This is a genomic window from Pseudomonas sp. Rh2 (assembly GCF_040762985.1).
Classification (GTDB): domain Bacteria; phylum Pseudomonadota; class Gammaproteobacteria; order Pseudomonadales; family Pseudomonadaceae; genus Aquipseudomonas; species Aquipseudomonas taiwanensis.
This window is the reverse complement of record NZ_CP142890.1, coordinates 4,271,932-4,292,409: the sequence shown is the minus strand read 5'-3', so window position 1 is coordinate 4,292,409 and position 20,478 is coordinate 4,271,932. Positions and strand designations below refer to the sequence as shown.

The window sequence follows — 20,478 nt, the reverse complement described above, 5'->3', positions numbered from 1 at the left end:
AGGTGATCCCTCATCACGGCCATTGCTAATTTCGCGGGTTCCGCTAACTTATACAAAACCTGTACAAGATTGAGGTGTTGTACATGTATTGCCAGTGGCCTTTGACCCTTTATTTTGACGGTGCCTGTCCATTGTGCGCCAGGGAGGTGGCCTTCCTGCGCAGGCGTTCAACTGCAGCAAAGCTCATCCTGATCGATATCGATGGCGAAGACTTCGATCCCATAGCTCTTGGCCTGTCGATTGAGCAAATGAGATCGTGCTTGCACGCAAGGTTCGCGAACGATCATTGGGTAACAGGCTTGGACGCTACCCTTTGGAGCTGGCGTGCTGCCGGTGTTGGGATGTGGGCCGCTCCACTGGCTTGGCGTCCGCTACGTCCTTTGCTTTCAGTTTTGTACAGGTTTTTCTGTCGCTTGAGACCAAATTTGGCCTGGTTACCCCATCCCGAGGGTAGGCAACGTTGCAAAGGTGAGGAATCCAAATGTCACATTCGCTAGCCGAGCATTATCGTGAAATCCTTGTTGGCGTTGGTGAAAACCCTCAGCGAGAAGGGCTCTTGGACACACCCCAGCGTGCTGCCAAAGCGATGCAATATCTATGCAATGGCTATACCCAGAGCCTAGCTGAGATAGTCAATGGCGCTTTGTTCGAAAGTCAGAATGATGAGATGGTGGTCGTTCGCGATATTGAGTTGTACTCATTGTGCGAGCATCACATGTTGCCGTTTATTGGGAAAGCGCATGTGTCCTATCTGCCAACAGGACGAGTATTAGGGCTTTCCAAAGTGGCGCGTTTAGTTGATATGTTTGCCCGCCGTTTGCAGATTCAAGAGAATTTGACTAGACAGATTGCATGTGCCATGCAGGAAGTGACTGATGCGGCAGGTGTTGGCGTCGTTATCGAGGCCAAGCACATGTGCATGATGATGCGAGGTGTAGAAAAGCAGAACTCAGTGATGATTTCATCGGTAATGCTGGGTGAGTTCCGAGACTCCCCGACTACCCGGCACGAATTCCTCAACCTCATTGGGCGAAATACTTGAAATATGACCCCTAGCCGCATAGGAAGGGCGTGCCCATGAGTGCAGTTTTCAATACGTTATCTCCAAGTCGTTTTAAAGTCCTGGGCTATAGTGGCTTGCTGCCGTTCGTTGGTGCGGCACTGCTGATTTGTTTAGCGACTGATTACCGAGATTCACTATCTGTTGCTTTGGTGGGCTATGGGGCTGTGATACTGAGTTTTGTCGGGGCCTTGCATTGGGGGTTCGCTATGACGTTACAGGAGTTGTCTGCAAATGGACGACAGGAGAGGCTCGTGTGGAGTGTTATTCCAGCCCTCATCGGTTGGGTTAGCATGTTGTTACCTGTGTCATGGGGCAGCTTGGTATTAGCCTGCGGCTTCATTGGACATCTTTGGCAAGATCGTAAATTGGTCAATATTTTGCCTGGGTGGTACTGGCCTATGCGAGTACGTTTAACCATAGTCGCAAGTGTGTGTTTGCTAATTGGTGCGCTTGTGCTGTCTTTTTTTGATTGAGCTCATTATCCCGATGGCAGCGGCTGGGTAACCATTGAGGCGGTACCACCTAGACTAGGTCAGCCCTGTGCGTGACGGCTTTTAGGGCTTTCGCTTGCCAGAAGCGCTTGCTAACTAATCGGTCTAGCTCTTGGCGGGCTTTGCAGCCCATCAATGAGTGACCTTTGATGTGTAATTCGGCAGCTCGGGATGATCCAATGCCGAGTATGCTGAAGAAATAATTGGTAAAATTTCTCCTCTTGCAAGGTTGTTTGATTGGATAAAGTCTTAATGTGTGACGCCGGGCCCCTCTGACGGTTAGTTAGCCGCCATGTCGGAGTCATAGTTGTTGAACTACGACTATATAGGAGGGGCTCATGACTGCCCTAAATGCGTATCTCTCTCAGGATGTCCTGGGCACTGATCTGTCGCTCTGGCTTTCCTTTTTTGCTGTGGTTTTAACTCTGCTAGCGCTTGACTTAGGGGTTCTCCATCGAGGGAATCGAGAGATTGGCGTCAAAGAGAGCTTGCTGCTGTCAGCTGGCTACATCAGCATGGGCCTACTGTTCGCTGTTTGGGTTTACTTCCAGAAAGGCAGCGACGCAAGTATGGACTATGTGACTGGTTTCCTGATTGAGAAGTCCCTGTCGATGGATAACGTATTCGTTATCGCATTAATATTTAGCTTCCTGGCCATCCCTAGAGAGTTTCAGCATAGAGTGCTGTTCTGGGGGATTATGGGAGTCATCGTCTTGAGGGCCATTATGATAGGCCTGGGGGCCGCGCTCATTGCGCAGTTCAGCTGGATACTTTACTTTTTCGGAGCTTTCTTGGTTTTCACTGGGATAAAGATGCTATTCGCTCGTGTGGATCATGCGCCTGATCTGGAGAATAACCGGTTCGTTAAGTATCTCCGTAATCATTTGCCCATAACCAAGGAATTGCATGGTCAGAATTTCTTGGTGCGGCTGCCCAATGACTCAGGTAAAAAGGTGTTATGGATAACACCGCTATTTCTTGCTTTGATTCTTATTGAGTGTGCTGACTTGGTCTTCGCTGTTGATAGCGTTCCCGCAATCTTTGCTATCACTCAGGATCCCTTCATTGTCTATACCTCTAACATTTTTGCCATACTCGGATTGCGGGCGCTGTATTTTGCGCTGGCGGCGATGATAAGCCGCTTCGCTTATCTTAAGTATGCCTTGGCCTTGGTGCTGGTCTTCATAGGTACGAAGATTTTCCTTCACGATATCGTGGGCAAAGTACCCGCAGAGATTTCTCTGAGCGTTACAATTGGTCTTCTGATTGGCGGTGTATTGCTGTCGCTTTGGAAGACAAGAGAGCCCGTCAAGTTTTAACGGACTAGCTTTTATCGTCGCGTTTAGCGAGAGGAAAGCGCGGAAACGTTATGAATTACAGTACAATGCAGTAAACCTGTAGATCTTGGATTGGGCGTCAGCCATTACACCGCTTAAGCTTCCGCGTGTAATGGCTGGATGTCTACATTCCTTGAGCACAAGCGCCCTGGCTATTTGGTTTCAGTTTGCTCTTGCAGTGAAATGCTGAACCCTCGGTCATAGTCATAAGCAGCGGTGCTGAGATGATTCAAATAGAATTGATCGCACCCATCGTTGTCCTTCATCTCGCTCCGTTCTCCCATGCCAAATCATAGCTTTGGTAAACCCAGGATTATCGAGTGGCGGCTCTCTCACGACAAGTGTTTCATCCGCTGGAGCCAGCCGCTCTGGTACTACAGCGATCACGTCGATCACTTCCACGTAGAAGAGTGTTTGATCTACCCGCCTGGTAGAAGGGCCCTATCTGCGCGACTTCGAGAAATTCGTGGAGGTGTGGCACCAAGAGCTTGAGCACCTGAACGCCCATCGGGCCCACAGATCCAGTACGAGGTCGCAGTGAAAAGAACGATCCTGGGTATGGCAGAAACCGGCTAGCCGCTATAGCAGCAGGCTCTCCAAGCGATCCGTGACCATGAGCAGGCGGTGGATGAAGGGAGGCCAGCCTAGGAGATCGAAAGGCTCCGTCACGAGGCTGATCATCTGTATCAAACCGTCATCGACTACCTGTTACACAAGGCCGGTATGCTAGGCCGATCAATCCACTGAGATGGATTGGGTAGGGGGAGATTGGCTTGAGATGCAGATTCAAGCATTCTGCAAAGCCATACTCCGTAACCTCGACGATATCCCATGAGCAAACCTGTTTTCCCTCAGCCCTTTTTAGCGATTGGATGCTCCCAATGTCGTGACCTTGCTATCCTGGATATCGAAATTACCATGGCGTTCCAGCCCATAATCCATGTGCCTTCAGGTAGGCCGTTCGCCTATGAGGCACTGGTTCGCGGACTGAACGGTGAAAGCGCTGCGGACATTTTGGCCAAGGTATCGCCCGACAATCTGTACCGTTTTGATCAGGCCTGTCGTGTGAAGGCCATCGAGCAAGCGGCTGGGCTGGGCTTGGGGCGGCAGAAAGAGTGTAAATTGAGCATCAATTTTCTGCCCAACGCCGTCTACCGTGCTAGCACCTGTATCCGGGCTACCTTAGAGGCTACTCGAAGATTCGACTTCCCCGCCAATCTGCTCATGTTCGAAGTGACCGAGGGCGAGCGGATCGAAGACACTGAACACTTGAAATCGATCTTCAAGGAGTACGAGCGGCAGGGCTTCACCACTGCAATAGACGATTTCGGCTCGGGGTACTCAGGGCTGAATCTACTCGCAGAATTTCAGCCTGCTGTACTCAAGCTGGATATGGCTCTCACTCGGGGAATCAACCAGGACTCGGTTCGCCAGGCCATCGTCGCCGGTATCGTTTTGGTGGCCGAGCGGTTGGGCATTACGCTTATTGCCGAGGGGATTGAGACTGACGAAGAGTGCCAAGCGCTGTTGGCGCTGGGGATTGATTTGATGCAAGGGTATCTGTTCGCTCGACCGCAGGTGAATGGATTGCCGTTGATTGAGCGGCTTTCTTGACCTTGGGCCTGATAACGCCCCCTTATCCTAGCCTTCGTGAACCCCGTGCGGATTAATCACCAGTCTCGTGGCTTCAGTTGTAATGGAGCAGTCCCAAGCAAGCGGAGCGCGCCGGCCCCGGACGGGCCAGAGGCGTGAGGATGGAAGCCCGAAGGGCCGCAACCTAGCGAAGCCAGGGTGCGGTGTGCGACAGCCGTACCCCGGAAGGGGGCACGTCCAGGGTGGTGTCTACCTCCCTTTGATCGCTTACATTTTCAACGGCAGGCTATCGATTGATGACATGGGTTTGACCATTCTCGAATGTCAGGTGCGAAGTTTGAGCTAAGCCCATACCGCTAGGACGTCTAAGCTCCTCCAGACCCGGTACGCCACCGTCACCATCCAAGTTCTCAATTTCCAAACGAAGTTGTTCGATAAGCTCCGCTGATGATTTTCCGGTGTTCAAACTGAGAGTAAGCGTCAGCAACGTCAGTGGGCTCAACTCCAGGCGCTGACTCACCTGATCAAGCTTATCCAGAGTCAGGCTGGATTTACCCCCTTCGAGTTTTGACACGAATGTCCGACTCGTATCACCGAAATCCCGCTGCGTGATGTTTCGCTTGCTGCGAAGCGCACGGAGAACAATGGAGAACGACGACTTAAGTGACATGTGCGACCTCTGCGAGTGGACGTGCCTTTGATAAAACCACGGAACATAGACTGGCCATCAGGTAATAGCTTCTCTGTCCCAGGTCTGGCGTTGAGCAGGGGCCGCCCACCCCGTCGATTAGCTGTTAATGCATCCAGTATATCCCGCAGAGCTCAGCAGGAGAACATTTGTACTTCTTTAGGCAAGACGAGCGATATGGGCTTTCATTTTCCCGCCTGCGCTCCGCTTCCCTAGTCTTTTTACGGGGGTCTTGGGTGTGCAAGTGACAAAGGCAGCGGAGGAGGGTGTGGAGCGGGTGCACCTGGAGTGCTTACGCTGCAGCAAGGCAGAGGTTCTGCTGCTCGACCTCAGTCAACCGAACAAAATCATGTGTGATCTGTTTGCGGCTGCTCAGCCGGTGGTGTGAAAAGCTGATGGGTGTAGCAACGGCGAAAGGGGGAGATCGTGAAAAGAGATCTGAGCAAGGTACTCTTGCCCGACCATCCGCTGTACACCGAGGCTATGGAAGCGCTGAAGGTTTACCATCAAGCCCAGGCTGATGGAGTGGTGGGGATTGAGCTCGAGCGTCTGCGGTTGATGGCTGAGCATCGTTTTCAAGCCGTCACTGATTATCAGCTTCGAGCCCTTGGCAGGCCGGCAGAGAAAGGCCATTGAGCTCTGGCCGACCACGTCTTACCTATCAGCTATTCAAGACTTTCTGCACGTCGTCGACCGCACCGATCCAGTGACGGCCATTGCCGCGTGGGCTGAATCCCAGCCTTTCGCCGAACGCTGATACGTTGGCATTGGCAGACTCGATGGTTAAGTACCGATAGCCGAATTTGGGAGCTAGCTCCACCAGGCGCTGCACCAGCACTCGTCCATACCCAGGACGTTCCTTCGTGAAGCCGATCCGTGCCAGGACGAGGCACTCCCTTGGCCTGTAGTCATTTGGCTTCACAAACATGCGGACGTAGATGTCGAAACTGCGTGCGCAGCGCCGACGCGGTCGCAAAGGTTCGCCATGTCGAGGGGCTCTGGTAGGGGACAAAACGGGAAAGTATTGCCAAATGTTACAGTTCGGCGAGGCTGAAACCCGCATATTTGAAGGGCTGTGCATCCATACAGCCGATGCCAAGATGACCACTGCCTTGCTCGACCGATTGACACGCAACTGCCAAAGCGTCGAGACGGAGAATTAATCGTACCGCCTATAAAGCAGCACCTTGGTGGCCAAGATCAAGATCCAGGCGAGGGATTGGAGGCGGCAGGATATCGAGGCGGAGGACGACCCGGTTTGGCCTCTTTGGCCTGGCTTTGCTGAGTGCAGGGGCAGCACTTTTACGACGCTGTCGACTGCTAGGCTTATCCGCAATTACCAGGGTCTAAATCGGCAAGCAGCCCTGGGTCATTTTTCAATAGGCAGGGTGGGTCAGTTTTCAATCAGCACCGACACTCAACATGACAGTGACCTTCTGGTTATTTTCCTTCTTTTCATTAAAAGCAGGAGGGCGGAGTTGCCCTCCTTTGGGTCACATCCAGCTTTTAATCTGAGCGCAAACCGCCTCAGTAGAGATGCCATACCGATCATGCAACGTTGGCAATGCCCCGGCATCGAGGAAAGCGTCCGGCAGAGCAATTTGACGGAAGGTGGGTGCCACACCGTTGCGCAGCAGCAAACCTGCGACCGCTTCACCAAGGCCGCCGATGATCGAGTGATTCTCGGCGGTCACCACCAAACGCCCGGATTTACGGGCCTCGCCGAGAATTGCTTGCTCATCCAAAGGCTTGATCGTCGGTACATGTAGCACGGCCACGTCAATCCCGTCCTTTTGCAATTGTGCTGCCGCTTCCAGCGAGCGCATGGTCATCAAACCGGTTGAGATAATCAGCACATCTCTGCCGGTGCGTAGCGTCTTGGCCTTGCCTATCTCGAATTTGTAGCCGTACTCGTCGAGCACCAGCGGCACGTTGCCACGCAGCAGGCGCATGTACACGGGGCCCTGGTGTTCGGCAATGGCTGGCACCGCTTGTTCGATTTCCAAGGCATCGCAGGGATCGACAATCATCAGGTTTGGCATAGCGCGGAAGATCGCCAGGTCGTCGGTCGCTTGGTGGCTTGGCCCATAACCGGTGGTAAGGCCTGGCAACCCGCAGACGATTTTCACGTTGAGGTTTTCTTCGGCGATCGCCATGCAGATAAAGTCATAGGCCCGCCGTGAAGCGAAAACAGCGTAAGTCGTTGCAAACGGCACGCAGCCTTCACGCGCCATGCCGGCAGCAGCGCTCATGAGCAATTGTTCAGCCATACCCATCTGATAGAAGCGATCTGGGTGGGCCTTGGCGAAAATATGAAGGTCGGTGTACTTCGACAAGTCCGCAGAAAGACCGACGATATCCGAGCGCTGATCCGCAAGTGCAGCCAGCGCATGGCCGAATGGCGCAGAGCGTGTTGCCTGACCTTCGGCGGCGATAGAGGCAATCATTGCCGATGTCGTTAGTCGTTTCTTACCGGTTTCGGTAGTGTTTACGCGGCTCATACGTTTCTCCCGACCTTCAGGTTTTTCAGTGCCAGATCCCATTCATTTTCATCGACGCGGATGAAATGCGTCTTTTCGCGGCTTTCAAGAAAGTCGACGCCTTTACCCATTTTGGTATCACAGATAATGACCCGAGGCTGTGGGCCTTTGTGGCTCCGTGCTGCATCGAAGGCTGTAACCAATGACCCGATGTCATTGCCATCCACGCGTTGGGTGAACCATCCGAACGCTTGCCAGCGGTCGACGATGGGCTCGAAGGCCAAGACTTCACTCGAATGCCCATCGGCCTGCTGGTTATTGACGTCGATGATCGCGATCAGGTTATCGAGCTTCCAGTGCGAGGCCGACATTGCAGCTTCCCAGGTCGAACCCTCGTTTAGCTCGCCGTCGGACAACAGGTTGTAGACAAACGAATCTGATTTTTTGCGTTTCAGACCTAGGCAAGCACCAACGGCAATCCCCAGTCCGTGGCCGAGGGAGCCACCGGTAATTTCCATGCCTGGCGTGTAGGCCGCCATGCCTGACATCGGCAAGCGGCTGTCATCTGAACCGTAGGTTTCGAGTTCGTCGAGGGGGATGATCTGGGCCTCGATCAGCGCTGCATATAGGGCAATGGCGTAGTGACCGATCGACAGATAAAACCGGTCACGCTCTTCCCATTCAGGGTTTTGCGGTTGGTAGCGCAGTGCGTGAAAGTACGACACTGCCAGCAGATCGGCAGCTCCAAGTGCTTGGCCGACGTAGCCTTGGCCTTGCACTTGGCCCATGCGCAGAGCATGGCGGCGAATGTTGAAGGCGCGCTCGGTCAGAGCCGAGAGCCCGATATTTGAGGCATTGACAGCCATTGTGATAACTCCGAGTAGTTAACGATTGACCGAAGCGGCTGGAATACGCAGCACCAGGCACGCGCCGATGCACAGCACGCCGGTGATCAGATACATGCCGATGGCGCTAGAACCGGTCGTGGTAGTAATCCAGCCGATCAAGTAGGGGGAACAGAAGCCCGCGAGGTTGGCGAAACTGTTGATGCCGGCGATGCCTGCCGCCGCAGAGACCCCGCCAAGCAAAGTGGTTGGTAGCATCCAGAACAGTGATGAAGCCGAAAGCACGCCGGCGGCGGCTACGCAAAGGCTCAGCACTGACAGCAGCAGGTTACCGCCAAGCATTGCCGCAAGCGTCAGGCTGACGGCCCCAGCGAGCATTGGCACGATCAGGTGCCAGCGACGTTCGCGATGCTTGTCGCCGCTGCGCCCCATAAGCAACATTGCTGCGATGGCGCACATGTATGGCAGGCTGGTCAGCAAGCCGATGTGCAGTGGATCGGAAACCCCGGCATTGCGGATTAGGGTTGGTAGCCAGAAGGTGATTGCGTACTGGCCCATGACCACGCAGAAGTAGATGGATGCCAGTAGCCATAGGCGGCTGTCACGGATGAACTCGCGTGGCGATCCATGAGTGACCTTATGGCTGTTGTCTTCGGCCAATTCCTTATTGATCAGCGCTTTTTCTTCATCGGACAACCAGGTGGCCTGATGCACGCCGTCTTTGAGATAGCTCAGTACCAGCAGCCCTACGATCACCGTAGGGATTGCTTCCAGCACGAACATCCATTGCCAACCTGCCCAGCCGTGAACACCCGCGAACTGATTCATGATCCAGCCTGACAGCGGGCCGCCGATCATGCCCGACAAAGGGATAGCCACAAACCAGAGCACGGTCATTTTGGCGCGCCGGTAGGAGGGGAACCAATAAGTCAGATAAAGCAGCAGGCCGGGGGCCAGGCCTGCTTCGGCGATCCCCAGCAGAAAACGCAGTGCGTAGAACTGCCAGGCGGTCTCGACGAAGGCGAAGAGGGCAGAGATGATGCCCCAGGAAATCATGATTCTTGCAATCCAGCGCCGCGCGCCGACTTTATGCAGGATCAGATTGCTGGGCACCTCACAGAGGAAGTAGCCGATGAAGAACATGCCAGCGCCCAAACCGTAAACGGTTTCGCTCAGCGAAAGGTCGTTCATCATCTGCAGTTTGGCAAAGCCGACATTCACCCGATCCAGATACGCGCACAGGTAGCACAGCATCAGGAAAGGCATGAGCCGCCAGGCCGTTTTGCGGTATGCATTCGAACGCACGGTCGAAGCCGCGTCGATTGGCATTGTAGTAATCATGACAGTCTGATCTCTTGTTTTTATAGACCACCCAGCGGTAATGCCGGGTGGGTCATCGATTCAGAACAGGGCAGGCCGTCGACAGCCTACGTGAACTCAGTGAATGAGCATTCCGCCATTCACGTCCAGGGTTATACCGGTGAGGTAGGAGGAAAGATCGCTGGCAAGGAACAGTGCAGCGTTGGCCACGTCTTGGGCTGCACCCAAGCGGCCCAACGGGATGCCCTCGATGATTGCGTGTCGACGCTCGTCTTGCATGAGGCCACCTGTGATGTCGGTGTGTATCAGGCCAGGAGTGATGGAGTTGACGCGAATCTGGTCTGGGCCAAACTCCCGAGCCATGGCCTTACCCAGGCCTAACACGCCGGCTTTGGCAGCACTGTAGTGTGGGCCACCAAAGATGCCGCCCCCACGCTGGGCGGAAACAGACGACATACATACAATGCTGCCTGCTGATTGGGCTCGCATGGTCGGGATCACCGCTTGCGACATGAGGAGGGTGCCACGCAAGCTGACGTCCAGCACCTTGTCGTAATCAGAGGAGCGAATATCCAGGGTCTTGATAGGCTGGGTGATCCCCGCATTATTGACCAGAACGTCGATACGTCCGTAGTGTTCCAGAACGCTAGCGACGGCGGATTTCACCTGCGCTTCATCAGCGACGTTTGCTCCCAGCCCTAGATGGCCTTCACCCAGCGTTTCAGCAGCATCACGTGCCGAGGATTCATCGAGATCTACGATTACGACTTTGGCGCCATTTTTAGCGAAGGTGATGGCCGTGGCTCGACCGATCCCTCGCTCGGATGCAGCGCCAGTGATGATGGCAACTTTACCTTGAAGCAGCATGATGAGTACCTCTGATTGTTTTTATGGTTCGACTCGATGATCGATGATTCAGAGTGTTCCCTTGCAGCCGCTCGAGCAATTATGTAAACGTCACTGGTGGGTGAATAAAATTCACCCCTCGCCAACTTGCACATCCGATGGTTGAATCCGATGTGGCCTGGACAGCGATAAAAATCGAGTGAGAGCAGCTATGAGCCAAGACGACCGTGCACCCATTGACCTCCCACCGTTGAGAGCTATTCAAGCCTTCGAACAAACCGCTCGATTCGGAAATCTGGCAAGGGCGGCTGAAGTGCTTGATCTGACACCTTCCGCCGTCAGTCACCAACTGGCCAAACTCGAAGCGCTGATAGGGCGTCAGCTGTTTGTTCGGGCAGCACGTGGGGTGACACTGACGCCAGTAGGTGAGCAGTATCTGAAAGACGTTTCAGGCTTGCTGCATAGCCTTGAGATGGCCACTGAGCGTGCAGCCAGTGATGTGAGCCTGGATTGTCTGCGATTGCATTCGTCACCTAGTTTCGGCTTGCTCTGGTTGATGCCCCGTCTGCAAGCGTTTCGCAATAGCCACCCTGATATTCAGATCAACCTTTCCTGCTCCTATGAGTCGTTGCATTTCAGCAGAGACAAGATCGACGTCGATATCCGTCACGGGCATCCCAATTGGCCGAGCTATGAGGTGCGTACTGTCCGACACGAAACGTTTGCGGTTTTGGCAGCTCCCTCGTTGCTTGCCCGGTATCCGGTTACTCAGGCTGCGGATCTCCTTGAACTGGACTTGATTCTCTCGGAGGCCACACTGCTAAAGTGGCCCGCGTGGTTCGCTCAGCATGGCCTGGCGCGTCCGGAGCATCCCTATGCGTTGAGTTTTGATCGCTCTTACATGACGCTTGAAGCGGCAAGTCATGGTCTGGGCTTTGCCTTGGAAAGCACTTTGCTAGCCCAGAAATATTTAGCATCAGGAGCGCTCGTAGAGGTGGCGCCCGAGCGCTTGACGGCCTCAGTAGCAGCGCATCACTTAGTTTTTCCCAAAGCTCACTCAAGCTTTCCGCGCGTCAGGAGGTTCTTGGAGTGGATGGAGAGCGAGCTAGGGCACAACTTTGTGTTTTGAAGCCGCGCTACCTACTAATATAACTACTGCGGGCCGAGATTCGAGCGCGGTGCTCATGCCTGACCATCCCTGTCCAGTGAGGCTGTGGAGGCGCTGAAGTTCTACCATCAGACCGAAGCTGATGGGGTCGTGGGGATCGAGCTGGAGCGTCTGCGGTTGATAGCCGAGCATCGCTTTCAAGCCGCCACTGATTATCAGCTTCGAGCCCTGGGTGGGCCGGCAGAGAAAGGCCATTGAGCCGTTGGCTGACCACGTCCTACCTATCAGCTATTCAAGGCTTTCTGCACGTCGTCGACCGTACCGATCCAGTGACGTCCATTGTCGCGTGGGCTGAATCCCAGCCTTTCAGCGAACGCTGATGCGTTGGCATTGGCAGACTCGATGGCCAAGTAGCGATAGCCGAATTGGGGAGCCAACTCCACCAGGCGCTGCACCAGCGCTCGACCATGCCCAACACGTTCCTTCATGAAGCCGATCCGAGCCAGGACGAGGCACTCCCTTGGCCAGTAGTCATTCGGTTTCACAAACATACGGATGTAGATGTCGAACTGTAGGCTCAGGGCCGAGACGGTCGCGAAGGTTCGCCACACCCGCTGCTGGACGTACCTGGGCTTGTACGTGAACCTTTCCAGGATGAACTCCGCCACATGAGGCTTGAGCTCCTCACAGCGTTCTTCGGCAAAGGCGCGCCATTCTTCGTCACTGGCCTCAATCGGAGGTAGTGTGGGCATCGTTTTGACCTCGGTCGCTGGCTAGAAAAACGAGTGTAGATGCCTTTTGGGAGCTAGCTGCAGCGATTATCGACAAGCGCCTGCCAAGGCGTATCCGTCTGTACACTTAACCAGCGAGGCCGTAAGGAGAAAGATATGAGGCCCACTGACGCGATACGAGGGAAGGAAGCGGACATCCGGCGACTGATCGAGGCCTATGGCTTCATTGAACCCAAACTCTTCGGCTCTGCCGCTCGAGGCGATGATCACGAAGGGAGTGACCTCGATCTGCTCGCCACCATCCCTCCAGCAATGGCCGGCAAGATTTCCTTGTTCGACATCGCCGAGCTCGAGGATGAGCTCCAGGCCATGGTGGGAGTGCCAGTCGATTTCCACGTCTGCAACAACATGCCTGAGCACCTCAGGCAATCCATCGAGCAGGAAATGGTTACGCTCTAGCTGTGAACATGCTTGCGATGATCCTCGCGTCCAGCAGGGCATGGTGAGGCAGATCTTCCCCATCGTTCGTCGCGGCCAGTGTCGTGGCATCAGTGGGAAAGTTTCTGACGTTCTTGGGCCATTTCCCATCTTGATAGGCGAGCTCGCAAAACAGCTCCCAGTCGTAGGCTGGTGCGTCTGTGACAACCTCGAGCTCTTCGTCGTAGGTAGCCAGGAACCGCAGGAGCGCCGCTCTGGCCTCGATAATCGGCATGGCGTACTCACCTCCCCAGAGCTGCGGCAGTACGATCTCCTTCACGAACTCACTGCAGTCTTCTTCTCGCCACGCGTCGACCACTTCGACGTAGAATTCCCGGCGATCCTGGCCAACCAGAGCCAGGGAGATCAGCTTCGCCTGCGCGCTGAGCTGAGAGAATTCACAATCCAGAAAGAGCCTCATGCTGTTGGAACCTCTGCAATGACTAGGGCCCGCCTGAAGTTGTCCCAGGAAGGCTGCCTGTGGGAAATCGCCTTGGCGTATTTCGGCCCCGAAAAGCTGTTGGAAACGATTGTAGATCTGTGGGACGGTGCGAGCCCTCCCACAAGGCCGACCGTCGAGCACCTGTCGACCGACACGCTACCCGCAGATGTCGTGAATATACTGAAAATTGCCCAGGTGCGAGTCGGGGCCCTCGTTCCAGATCGCGTGCCTGTACCAGGTGTAGTCACGTTGTACGCCCGGCACGCCAATGACCTCGCCGATGGAATCCTGGCAAGACTGCCGAGAGGCGAGCTCACCCGTACCTTGCGGGGATCGCAGTTAGAAGTCGAACTTGGCCTGTGACGTCCACCTGCGGCAGGGAGAAGTGATGTGACGATTGATCATCGGCTGCGGAGCCTGGAGATCGCGAGGCGCAGAGCGTTGTGGGCACTTGCCGACTTCCAGCCTGGAGACGCTCGCGCTGAAATAGTGCTGGCTGAGCTCGACGAGGTTGACCAAGCCCTGCAAGACGTCGCGGCTGGTGATCATCTCTCGGCCCAGGAACTCGTCGATGTCGTCATCACCAAGCTCCACAACGGCGTCCAGCTGATCGCTGAGCACAGCATCCCTGAGCCGTGGCTGCAGCGCTTCCGAGCGGCGAGTGTCGGGTCTACCCGCCTGGCAGAGGGGCCCTATTTGCGCGACTTCGAGAAGTTTGTAGCGGTGTGGCACCAAGAGCTCGAGCACTTGAACGCCCATCGCAGTAAGAGGTCGCGATGAAGAGAACGATCCTGGGCATGGCAGAGGCCGGCGAGCCGCTCTTGCAGCAGGCTCTCCAAGCCGTCCGTGCCCATCAAAAGGCTGTGGATGAAGGGCGACCAGCCGAGGAGATCGAAAGGCTCCGCCTCGAGGCTGATCACCTGTATCAAACCGTCATCGACTACCAGTTGCACAAGGCTGGCACGCTTGGGCAGTCAGTCCATTAGTGGATCGCAGTGGTCTTTGCGTTTGTTGGCAAATTTGCAAGCGGAGCGCGCCGGCCCGAAGGGCCAGAGGCGAGAGGATGGAAGCCCGTAGGGCCAAAACCGGGCGCAGCCAGGGTTTGGTGTACGACAGCTGCGCCCGCAGGGCCGAGCCAGCAAATTTGCGGATTCAAGAAAACCCTAGAGCCCTCGCCACGCCTGGCTTACAGCGAGGAAGTATCCTGGTTTTTTCGGATTTCTTAGCGGGTTTTTCCGCACACCGTGCGCATGTCACGGAACCTCAGGCGGCACAAGCTTGCAGGCCGGCTTACCGTTCTTGGTGATCACGAACGAGTGCCCCTGCTGCAGGAGCTTCATGATCCTCCGGAAACGCCGTCTTGCCTGCGTTGCGCTGATCACCTGCATGCCGAAGCCCTCACTCTCGCAGAACTGAGTTGAAGGTGACCAGCTCATCAGCCGACCACCCCCAGTTCACTTACATTTCAGGATGGATGTCGTCGAAGAAGTTGACGTCCAACTCGATCTCCAAGGTGCCGAACCGGGCCAGCAGATCATCCCGAAGCGCTCCCTCGGCATACGGCTCAACGTCCACCCAGTAGCTGTAGATCATCCCGTCATCCGAGGTGTTCGCGGTTACTTCGGCGTCTGCCAGAAGCTCCGCATCCTTCAGCGATATCTTCAGCTCATTGGCCAGCGCTTGCGCCATGCTCATGCTGGGGCGGTGCTCCTCGCTTTCAGCGGCCTGCTGGTGCTCCATGTACTCCCATTCAGTCCTGCGATCACGGTCTGCATCCGTTTCGCTCCCGGTGACGGAAACACCGTATTCCCCGAGCGACCACCTGCCGTCCCGCCGAATCAGGTCAACATCCGCCTTGAGGAAGAAAACCCTGCCGTAGTACACACGGTCAGGATCCTGTTTGCCTTCCCAGTCGATAGACATGCCCAACCTGAGTACGCCAGTCGCATCGTCATAGGCGGCTGACTCCACCTCGCTTTCACCGATGGTGAACTCACTGGCGTTAGTCTCGTCCATCGCGCCGGACAGCATGTGATTCAGCTCTTGATCCAGCTCGGAGAACACATCGTCCTCGTCAATCGCGTCCTTGAAATCACGCACGCCAAAGGCGGCGAGCATCAGCCGAGGATCCATGGGGTTTCGCCGGGCGACGACAACGAGCTCGTGGTACTCCTCGAACCCTGCCTGACGCGCAAGCGCTTCTTGGGCAGCAGAAAGCTTCATGTCGTGTTCACGAGCATGCTGCTTGGCTTGCGATTTGATGATGCTGAGAGGGGAAAAATCGGACATAGCAAAGTCTCCAAAACCATTCGACGCTTTGGTTACCGATTGCCTGTTCACCGGGCAGCGCCTGGTTAGGGACATGCCGATGTAAAACGAAAGGGTGTATCTACGATGGGCTATTGCTTCGCGAAACAGGCGCCAGGCGACCATCACCGCCTGGCCTGATCATAAGTCAGCCAAAATGACTCCGCAACAGGCTGCGGAAAGGGCATCGCCAGATTAGTTTGACGGGGGGAGGATGCTCGGGTATCAGAAACGACCGCAAGCGGAGTGCGCCGGCTCACGATGGGCTAGAGGCGAGAAGATGGAAGCCCGATAGGGCCGGAACCTAGCGAAGCCAGGGTGCGGTTCAGTACAGCCGCCCCCGTGGGGCACGCCTAGGCGGCGATTAACAGAGTCTAACGCTTAATCTCTTCTATCTTACCTCCGTAGAAGAGGGTCGGCTGGCCCGCTCACGAAGATCGGCGGTTACGGGGAGGGGCGCTAGCCTGCCAGGTGGCCGCGAGCACCACGCATGCCTCATGTACTCCGCGATAGCGAGGGTATAGGGTATGGGATTCAGAGATCATTTTGAGGAATGGCATGTATCAGGTCATTGGGCTTACCAAGACACTTTCAGCCTTCGCCATCACATGCTTGGCTGTTTTTCTTCTATTGAATTTCCACAATTTGCAAGCGCTTTTGGATGGCCCATTGCAGGGGCTTCAACGACCAGTGATGTCAGCGGTATGGTGGGGCAGCATCGTGTTCTATGTGCTTGGTGAAACGCCCTTGTTTGTGTGGTTATGCCGGGCTCCGCTCATCCGCAAATTCCTGCCGCCAATTGATGGTGAATGGGATGTCCAACTGCAATCGAACTGGGGGGTAATGCAGAAGTGGCTTGGCCAGGGTGACGGTGCGTTGCTTCACGCCGTACAAGGGAGGGTGAAGATAAAAGCTCGCTTTTCCAGGGTGCAGATGGAATTCGTTTCCGAAAGTAGGTATTCCGACTCCAAAACCATCAGCGTCTCTGTCCGACCAAGCGAGCAGATGGGGTTGATAGAGCTGAATTACATGTACGTTAACTACACCCAGGTTCCTGTGGCAACGGACACGAACACCCATACAGGTGCCGCACGAGTTTTTGTCAAAGAACGCGGTGAAGGCCTCGTCATGGAGGGCACGTATTTTACTGATCGGAAGTGGACGGAGGGGCTGAATACAGCGGGAACCATCACGTTTACCAGAAGTGCTTAGACATATGAAGACAACGCTAGAGGGCACCATATGTGGTGCCTTTGCTTTTCTATTGATCTACATGTGGTGTGATGGCAACATGGTGTCTCACGTGTGTCGTCAAGCAAGGTAGCTGATTTTCAACCGTAGATTGCACCCTTTGGAGCGAAGTCGGCGTGGGGATGCAGTCGCAAGATTCGGAAATGCGGGGGCGTTTGGCAGTCCCGTTTTGAGGGGTCAGCAACTGCTGCAGGCATCGTTCATTACCCTTTGAGCGGAGACGCTATGCCAAATTTTAGTCCGTTGTTGTACACCACCACCGGGGATACCTGTTTCCTAGATGAACTTGACCTCTCTGCGGAGCAACTGGGGGAGATTGACGGCGCTCGTAAAGAGATTCGAGTTGCTCTGAAAGCTGATCTGTCGAATGTCCTACGCGACAAGGGATTAGAAGGCGATATCTGCCAACCGAGGTTCTACATTCAAGGCTCGCGTGCCTACAAGACGCTGAATAGCCCTTGCATCACCCCACCTCAGCAGTCTGATATCGATGATGGTGTGTACCTCCCTCTGAGCGTCATGAGAGAGAAGAGCAGCCCTAAGCTCGCGATTGAGCTGTTCTTCGAAGCCGTCACTGAGGTTCTCAAGCCTATTTGCGATTCGAAAGGCTGGCGTACCGAGAGCAAGACCACTTGCGTGCGAGTGACAATTTCGGAATATGCTCACATTGACCTCCCGCTTTACGTCATCCCAGACACTCGATTTATGCTTCTGAAGGCTGGCCTTGAAAGCATTGAGGGCAGAGCGTTTGACTCGGCGATGAACGCAGAGCAGCAGACCTGGAAGACACTGCCCTCTGATCAGATTTTGTTGGCCGATCGCGAGCAGGGCTGGCGTAAGTCTGACCCTATGGCTATGAAAGATTGGTTCAAAGCTGAGGTGGAAGGTAAGGATCAACTTGTACGTGTGGTTCGTTATCTCAAGGCATTCCGCGACAAGCAGTGGGAAGAAAAGGGCCCAAGTTCCATTCTGTTGATGGCGATAGCATGTCCGCTGTATGAGCGTTTCGAGAAGCGGGATGATCGCGCTCTTCTGCACATTGTCAAGGGAATCCCTGCTGCTTTGCAGGCCGGCGTAGCGAGCCCCATCGACCCGGAGTCGTCTCTGACCGAGCATATGTCCAAGGAATCCATCGCTGAAGCTGTGGAGAGATTCGAGACCTTTGCGCGTTATCTCGAAGGTGCAATTGAGGCAACCGACTCACAGGTCGCGTTCAATTGGCTGCTTGAAATGCTGGGCGACCGGCTCCCTAATGATCCAGATCGCATGAAGGCCAACACAGAAGCATTACCGTCTTTCATGGCTGCGATTCCCCCTCTGGCAGGGCCAGCTGAGCCGGTAAAACGTACCAAAGCGGGCTGACTTTATGGATGCAATGCCCGAGGTATTGCGCCATATGATCGGCTGGGGGTTCACGAAAGTGGATCCCCAGCCGGATCCCGCGTATTTGGCGATGAAAGGTTCATTGCCCACTAGCCAGGGTGATGTTCCTTGCGAAGTCTGGATCGACAAGTCGTTTACTCAGCCTTTGGATATCTGGCTTACTCGGTTGCCCGAGAATCTACCCAAGGTGCTGCCGCATGTGGGGTCGGACGGGTACCTTTGTTATGCCGCGCCAGGGACAGAGGTGATCGATATCTTCGATCCCGTTGGGCAAACTATAACTTCTCTACGGCAAGCCATCCACGTACTCGAGCAAATCGTGTCCGGCAAAATGGTTGAAGATCTCCAGGAGGAGTTTTTCGCTTACTGGAAAGGCATCTACTGCTTGTGTGACATCGAGAGGCGATCTTCTGGCAGTTTGGAGGTGCTCCAGCTGTCGGACAACAAGATGTATGTTCTCACCGATAGCGCTGAACGAAGCAAAGTTAAATTTGCGCGTTCAGGCAGAACGATCATTAGCGTCGATGTGCGTATCGAAATGATCACGTCCGCTGCTGCGCCGAGACCATTGCAGAGAGATTGGCCGCCGGAGACGGTCGCGCAGGTACTGGATTGGCAGAGGGAAATGGATGAAGCATGTAGGCGTAAAGTGCGCGATAAGATCGTTTCGGCTTACCGAGCTCGTAAGCGAGGCGTCTTGATTACGATCGAGTCTCCCAAAACCGGCTACAGCTACGGCTTTCTCGTGAGTGAGCTTCAACGAAATCGTCCAAAGGCAAGCCGCTCAACAGATCAACGGTTGCCAATTTTCGACTGTCCTATACGTCCGGTGCAGATGCTGCGCCTCGATGACAAGTACCTTGCTGGGCGCAACATTCCCGGTCAGACCACGCTTTTGGGTAAGCGTATTGGGCTAATAGGGTGCGGTACCATCGGCGGTTTCTTGGCCGACATGCTAGTGAAAGCGGGTGCTGGAAGTGGAGGTGGCGAGCTTCGGCTGATCGATAACGACCTCCTGATGCCCTCAAATGTAGGTCGTCATCGCCTAGGTCTAAATCGATTATTGGAGGGTAAGGCTAAGGCCCTTGCTAAAGAACTAAAACTGCCTGCTCCGTTGGCTAATCTAATTCCTATTGAAATGGACGCAAAGGATGCCCCTCTCGAAGGGCTTGACCTAGTTATTGATGCTACCGGGGAGGAAGCGTTAGGTCATTGGCTTGCTAAGGCTGTCTCATATCCTATCTTGCACGTGTGGATTGAGGGTGCCGGTGTAGCAGTGCGCTCACTGCTCAAACAGCACGCGGGGCAAGGGTGCTATCGCTGTCTCAGCGACTTCAATCGCGATGGTTCGTTGCTATCAGTAATCAGCGGGGTATCACCTATCTTTGCCGGTCAGGGTTGTGAAGGCTTGTATGTTCCATTCCCTGCCTCAGTTTCCATCCAGGCTGCCGCATTGGGATTTGACGCAACGCTAGCTTGGGCTGGTTCCAAACCATGGCCTTCTCTGAGCACACGACTTGCCGATCAGAACTTCGAGCTTGCGACTCCAGATTGCTCACCTCTACGTCGTCAGGGGTGTCCTGCATGCCGTTCTTGAATACGTGGAAATGCCCTGGCACAAACCAGTTCGTATACTTGGGAGGTCAGCCGTTACAGGTGTTCAAAAAGTATATCCAAGAAGGCCATGACTCGACTGAGGCTGGTGGGATATTGCTTGGGTATGTCCGGGGCGATCATCTCGAGATCATCGAGGCTACTGAGCCATCAAGGCTGGATAGGCGCTTCAAATTTCTATTTGAACGCATGCCTTATTTCCACCACCGTTTTGCCATGAGACGGTGGAGGGAGAGCAATGGACTGATTCGGTATCTTGGTGAGTGGCACACCCACCCCCAGAATCATCCAATGCCATCATCCATTGACTTACGTGAATGGGAAAAGCTAGCAAAAGACCGACGCGATGGTCGGCCAATCCTGGCAGTGATTGTCGGGTGCCAAGGCCTACATGTTGAATACATGTTTAGCACTGGCAGACGGCAAGTGCTCGCTGACGCTTACGATGCTCTCGCCGAGTGAGGAAGTGAACCTATAAGCCGTTGGCATTCGTTCGTTACGA

Annotated in this window: 24 protein-coding genes and 1 pseudogene; 14 read left to right on the top strand and 11 right to left on the bottom strand. The window is 54.7% G+C overall.

All coding sequences use genetic code 11. The features are described 5' to 3' along the window. Positions 1–83 precede the first annotated feature (83 nt). The 5 genes from VXM67_RS19545 (at position 84) to VXM67_RS19525 (ending at position 4,505) form a co-directional block, all read left to right on the top strand. Positions 84–497 carry a thiol-disulfide oxidoreductase DCC family protein gene (locus VXM67_RS19545; RefSeq protein WP_081735823.1) on the top strand — a complete coding sequence of 138 codons (414 nt, stop codon included), beginning with the start codon at positions 84–86 and terminating at the stop codon, positions 495–497. Then, positions 482–1,042 carry a GTP cyclohydrolase I FolE gene (gene folE, locus VXM67_RS19540; RefSeq protein WP_367237326.1) on the top strand — a complete coding sequence of 187 codons (561 nt, stop codon included), beginning with the start codon at positions 482–484 and terminating at the stop codon, positions 1,040–1,042. Before VXM67_RS19545 ends, folE begins: the two co-directional genes overlap by 16 nt. A 35-nt stretch (positions 1,043–1,077) precedes the next feature. Further along, the gene (locus VXM67_RS19535) at positions 1,078–1,536 is read left to right on the top strand and encodes a DUF3429 domain-containing protein (protein WP_367237325.1); all 459 of its coding nucleotides are present in this window, start codon (positions 1,078–1,080) and stop codon (positions 1,534–1,536) included. A 356-nt stretch (positions 1,537–1,892) separates the two neighbouring features. Continuing rightward, entirely contained in the window at positions 1,893–2,873 is a 981-nt protein-coding gene (locus tag VXM67_RS19530; protein ID WP_367237324.1) for a TerC family protein, read from the top strand. Positions 2,874–3,722: 849 nt separating this feature from the next. Continuing rightward, the gene (locus VXM67_RS19525; protein ID WP_367237323.1) at positions 3,723–4,505 is read left to right on the top strand and encodes an EAL domain-containing protein; all 783 of its coding nucleotides are present in this window, start codon (positions 3,723–3,725) and stop codon (positions 4,503–4,505) included. Between the two features lie 265 nt (positions 4,506–4,770). Here the strand turns inward: VXM67_RS19525 and VXM67_RS19520 are convergent, their stop codons facing one another. Next, complete coding sequence (locus tag VXM67_RS19520) at positions 4,771–5,154, bottom strand: helix-turn-helix domain-containing protein (RefSeq protein ID WP_367237322.1); 384 nt, start codon at positions 5,152–5,154, stop codon at positions 4,771–4,773. Positions 5,155–5,598: 444 nt separating this feature from the next. Between VXM67_RS19520 and VXM67_RS19515 the strand changes: the two genes are divergently transcribed. After that, on the top strand, positions 5,599–5,808 hold the full coding sequence (locus VXM67_RS19515; protein WP_367237321.1) for a hypothetical protein: 210 nt from the start codon (positions 5,599–5,601) through the stop codon (positions 5,806–5,808). Between the two features lie 25 nt (positions 5,809–5,833). Here VXM67_RS19515 and VXM67_RS19510 read toward each other — a convergent pair whose 3' ends face one another. From VXM67_RS19510 to VXM67_RS19490, 5 genes are all read right to left on the bottom strand, one after another. Continuing rightward, positions 5,834–6,004, bottom strand: coding sequence for a hypothetical protein (locus VXM67_RS19510; RefSeq protein ID WP_367237320.1), 171 nt, complete (start codon positions 6,002–6,004; stop codon positions 5,834–5,836). Between the two features lie 661 nt (positions 6,005–6,665). Then, positions 6,666–7,673: a transketolase family protein gene (locus VXM67_RS19505; protein WP_367237319.1), complete on the bottom strand. Its 1,008-nt coding sequence runs from the start codon at positions 7,671–7,673 to the stop codon at positions 6,666–6,668. Then, positions 7,670–8,518 carry a transketolase gene (locus tag VXM67_RS19500; RefSeq protein WP_367237318.1) on the bottom strand — a complete coding sequence of 283 codons (849 nt, stop codon included), beginning with the start codon at positions 8,516–8,518 and terminating at the stop codon, positions 7,670–7,672. The genes VXM67_RS19505 and VXM67_RS19500 overlap by 4 nt, the downstream gene beginning before the upstream one ends. An 18-nt stretch (positions 8,519–8,536) precedes the next feature. Further along, positions 8,537–9,838, bottom strand: coding sequence for an MFS transporter (locus VXM67_RS19495; protein ID WP_367237317.1), 1,302 nt, complete (start codon positions 9,836–9,838; stop codon positions 8,537–8,539). Positions 9,839–9,934: 96 nt separating this feature from the next. Then, a complete protein-coding gene (locus VXM67_RS19490; protein ID WP_367237316.1) occupies positions 9,935–10,684 on the bottom strand; it encodes an SDR family NAD(P)-dependent oxidoreductase in 750 nt (249 codons plus the stop codon). 190 nt (positions 10,685–10,874) lie between these two features. Between VXM67_RS19490 and VXM67_RS19485 the strand changes: the two genes are divergently transcribed. Beyond that, on the top strand, positions 10,875–11,792 hold the full coding sequence (locus tag VXM67_RS19485) for a LysR substrate-binding domain-containing protein (protein WP_367237315.1): 918 nt from the start codon (positions 10,875–10,877) through the stop codon (positions 11,790–11,792). 55 nt (positions 11,793–11,847) lie between these two features. Further along, a pseudogene (locus VXM67_RS19480) lies at positions 11,848–12,029 on the top strand (hypothetical protein). 26 nt (positions 12,030–12,055) lie between these two features. On the opposite strand, the gene VXM67_RS19475 reads toward VXM67_RS19480, so the two are convergent. Beyond that, complete coding sequence (locus VXM67_RS19475) at positions 12,056–12,523, bottom strand: GNAT family N-acetyltransferase (protein WP_367237314.1); 468 nt, start codon at positions 12,521–12,523, stop codon at positions 12,056–12,058. A 135-nt stretch (positions 12,524–12,658) separates the two neighbouring features. Between VXM67_RS19475 and VXM67_RS19470 the strand changes: the two genes are divergently transcribed. After that, positions 12,659–12,961 (top strand): nucleotidyltransferase family protein, encoded by a 303-nt coding sequence (locus VXM67_RS19470; protein ID WP_367237313.1) that lies wholly within the window; start codon positions 12,659–12,661, stop codon positions 12,959–12,961. On the opposite strand, the gene VXM67_RS19465 is transcribed toward VXM67_RS19470, so the two are convergent. Continuing rightward, positions 12,951–13,400 carry a 3'-5' exoribonuclease gene (locus tag VXM67_RS19465; RefSeq protein ID WP_254483662.1) on the bottom strand — a complete coding sequence of 150 codons (450 nt, stop codon included), beginning with the start codon at positions 13,398–13,400 and terminating at the stop codon, positions 12,951–12,953. The genes VXM67_RS19470 and VXM67_RS19465 overlap by 11 nt on opposite strands. Positions 13,401–13,760: 360 nt before the next feature. After that, the gene (locus tag VXM67_RS19460) at positions 13,761–14,042 is read right to left on the bottom strand and encodes a hypothetical protein (RefSeq protein WP_367237312.1); all 282 of its coding nucleotides are present in this window, start codon (positions 14,040–14,042) and stop codon (positions 13,761–13,763) included. Between the two features lie 155 nt (positions 14,043–14,197). Here VXM67_RS19460 and VXM67_RS19455 point away from each other — a divergent pair, with 155 nt between their 5' ends. Further along, a complete protein-coding gene (locus VXM67_RS19455) occupies positions 14,198–14,407 on the top strand; it encodes a hypothetical protein (protein WP_021782212.1) in 210 nt (69 codons plus the stop codon). 267 nt (positions 14,408–14,674) lie between these two features. Here the strand turns inward: VXM67_RS19455 and VXM67_RS19450 are convergent, their stop codons facing one another. Both VXM67_RS19450 and VXM67_RS19445 read right to left on the bottom strand, forming a co-directional pair. Further along, positions 14,675–14,809, bottom strand: a complete 135-nt coding sequence (locus VXM67_RS19450; RefSeq protein ID WP_367237717.1) for a type II toxin-antitoxin system Phd/YefM family antitoxin — start codon at positions 14,807–14,809, stop codon at positions 14,675–14,677. A 70-nt stretch (positions 14,810–14,879) separates the two neighbouring features. Further along, the gene (locus VXM67_RS19445) at positions 14,880–15,710 is read right to left on the bottom strand and encodes a hypothetical protein (RefSeq protein ID WP_367237311.1); all 831 of its coding nucleotides are present in this window, start codon (positions 15,708–15,710) and stop codon (positions 14,880–14,882) included. Positions 15,711–16,286: 576 nt separating this feature from the next. On the opposite strand from VXM67_RS19445, the gene VXM67_RS19440 reads away from it, so the two are divergent. The 4 genes from VXM67_RS19440 (at position 16,287) to VXM67_RS19425 (ending at position 20,438) form a co-directional block, all read left to right on the top strand. Next, positions 16,287–16,940, top strand: coding sequence for a hypothetical protein (locus VXM67_RS19440; protein WP_367237310.1), 654 nt, complete (start codon positions 16,287–16,289; stop codon positions 16,938–16,940). Positions 16,941–17,204: 264 nt separating this feature from the next. Next, a complete protein-coding gene (locus VXM67_RS19435) occupies positions 17,205–18,341 on the top strand; it encodes a CBASS cGAMP synthase (protein WP_367237308.1) in 1,137 nt (378 codons plus the stop codon). Positions 18,342–18,345: 4 nt separating this feature from the next. After that, positions 18,346–19,959: an E2/UBC family protein gene (locus VXM67_RS19430; RefSeq protein ID WP_367237307.1), complete on the top strand. Its 1,614-nt coding sequence runs from the start codon at positions 18,346–18,348 to the stop codon at positions 19,957–19,959. Beyond that, positions 19,857–20,438 (top strand): Mov34/MPN/PAD-1 family protein, encoded by a 582-nt coding sequence (locus VXM67_RS19425; RefSeq protein WP_367237306.1) that lies wholly within the window; start codon positions 19,857–19,859, stop codon positions 20,436–20,438. Before VXM67_RS19430 ends, VXM67_RS19425 begins: the two co-directional genes overlap by 103 nt. The last annotated feature ends 40 nt before the right edge of the window (positions 20,439–20,478 follow it).

Bases quoted from the DNA above. Each gene is read 5' to 3' on its own strand.
- VXM67_RS19545 (WP_081735823.1), top strand. From the start codon at position 84: ATGTATTGCCAGTGGCCTTTGACCCTTTATTTTGACGGTGCCTGTCCA.
- folE (WP_367237326.1), top strand. From the start codon at position 482: ATGTCACATTCGCTAGCCGAGCATTATCGTGAAATCCTTGTTGGCGTT.
- VXM67_RS19535 (WP_367237325.1), top strand. From the start codon at position 1,078: ATGAGTGCAGTTTTCAATACGTTATCTCCAAGTCGTTTTAAAGTCCTG.
- VXM67_RS19530 (WP_367237324.1), top strand. From the start codon at position 1,893: ATGACTGCCCTAAATGCGTATCTCTCTCAGGATGTCCTGGGCACTGAT.
- VXM67_RS19525 (WP_367237323.1), top strand. From the start codon at position 3,723: ATGAGCAAACCTGTTTTCCCTCAGCCCTTTTTAGCGATTGGATGCTCC.
- VXM67_RS19520 (WP_367237322.1), bottom strand. From the start codon at position 5,154: ATGTCACTTAAGTCGTCGTTCTCCATTGTTCTCCGTGCGCTTCGCAGC.
- VXM67_RS19505 (WP_367237319.1), bottom strand. From the start codon at position 7,673: ATGAGCCGCGTAAACACTACCGAAACCGGTAAGAAACGACTAACGACA.
- VXM67_RS19500 (WP_367237318.1), bottom strand. From the start codon at position 8,518: ATGGCTGTCAATGCCTCAAATATCGGGCTCTCGGCTCTGACCGAGCGC.
- VXM67_RS19495 (WP_367237317.1), bottom strand. From the start codon at position 9,838: ATGATTACTACAATGCCAATCGACGCGGCTTCGACCGTGCGTTCGAAT.
- VXM67_RS19490 (WP_367237316.1), bottom strand. From the start codon at position 10,684: ATGCTGCTTCAAGGTAAAGTTGCCATCATCACTGGCGCTGCATCCGAG.
- VXM67_RS19485 (WP_367237315.1), top strand. From the start codon at position 10,875: ATGAGCCAAGACGACCGTGCACCCATTGACCTCCCACCGTTGAGAGCT.
- VXM67_RS19475 (WP_367237314.1), bottom strand. From the start codon at position 12,523: ATGCCCACACTACCTCCGATTGAGGCCAGTGACGAAGAATGGCGCGCC.
- VXM67_RS19470 (WP_367237313.1), top strand. From the start codon at position 12,659: ATGAGGCCCACTGACGCGATACGAGGGAAGGAAGCGGACATCCGGCGA.
- VXM67_RS19465 (WP_254483662.1), bottom strand. From the start codon at position 13,400: ATGAGGCTCTTTCTGGATTGTGAATTCTCTCAGCTCAGCGCGCAGGCG.
- VXM67_RS19455 (WP_021782212.1), top strand. From the start codon at position 14,198: ATGAAGAGAACGATCCTGGGCATGGCAGAGGCCGGCGAGCCGCTCTTG.
- VXM67_RS19450 (WP_367237717.1), bottom strand. From the start codon at position 14,809: ATGCAGGTGATCAGCGCAACGCAGGCAAGACGGCGTTTCCGGAGGATC.
- VXM67_RS19445 (WP_367237311.1), bottom strand. From the start codon at position 15,710: ATGTCCGATTTTTCCCCTCTCAGCATCATCAAATCGCAAGCCAAGCAG.
- VXM67_RS19440 (WP_367237310.1), top strand. From the start codon at position 16,287: ATGTATCAGGTCATTGGGCTTACCAAGACACTTTCAGCCTTCGCCATC.
- VXM67_RS19435 (WP_367237308.1), top strand. From the start codon at position 17,205: ATGCCAAATTTTAGTCCGTTGTTGTACACCACCACCGGGGATACCTGT.
- VXM67_RS19430 (WP_367237307.1), top strand. From the start codon at position 18,346: ATGGATGCAATGCCCGAGGTATTGCGCCATATGATCGGCTGGGGGTTC.
- VXM67_RS19425 (WP_367237306.1), top strand. From the start codon at position 19,857: ATGGCCTTCTCTGAGCACACGACTTGCCGATCAGAACTTCGAGCTTGC.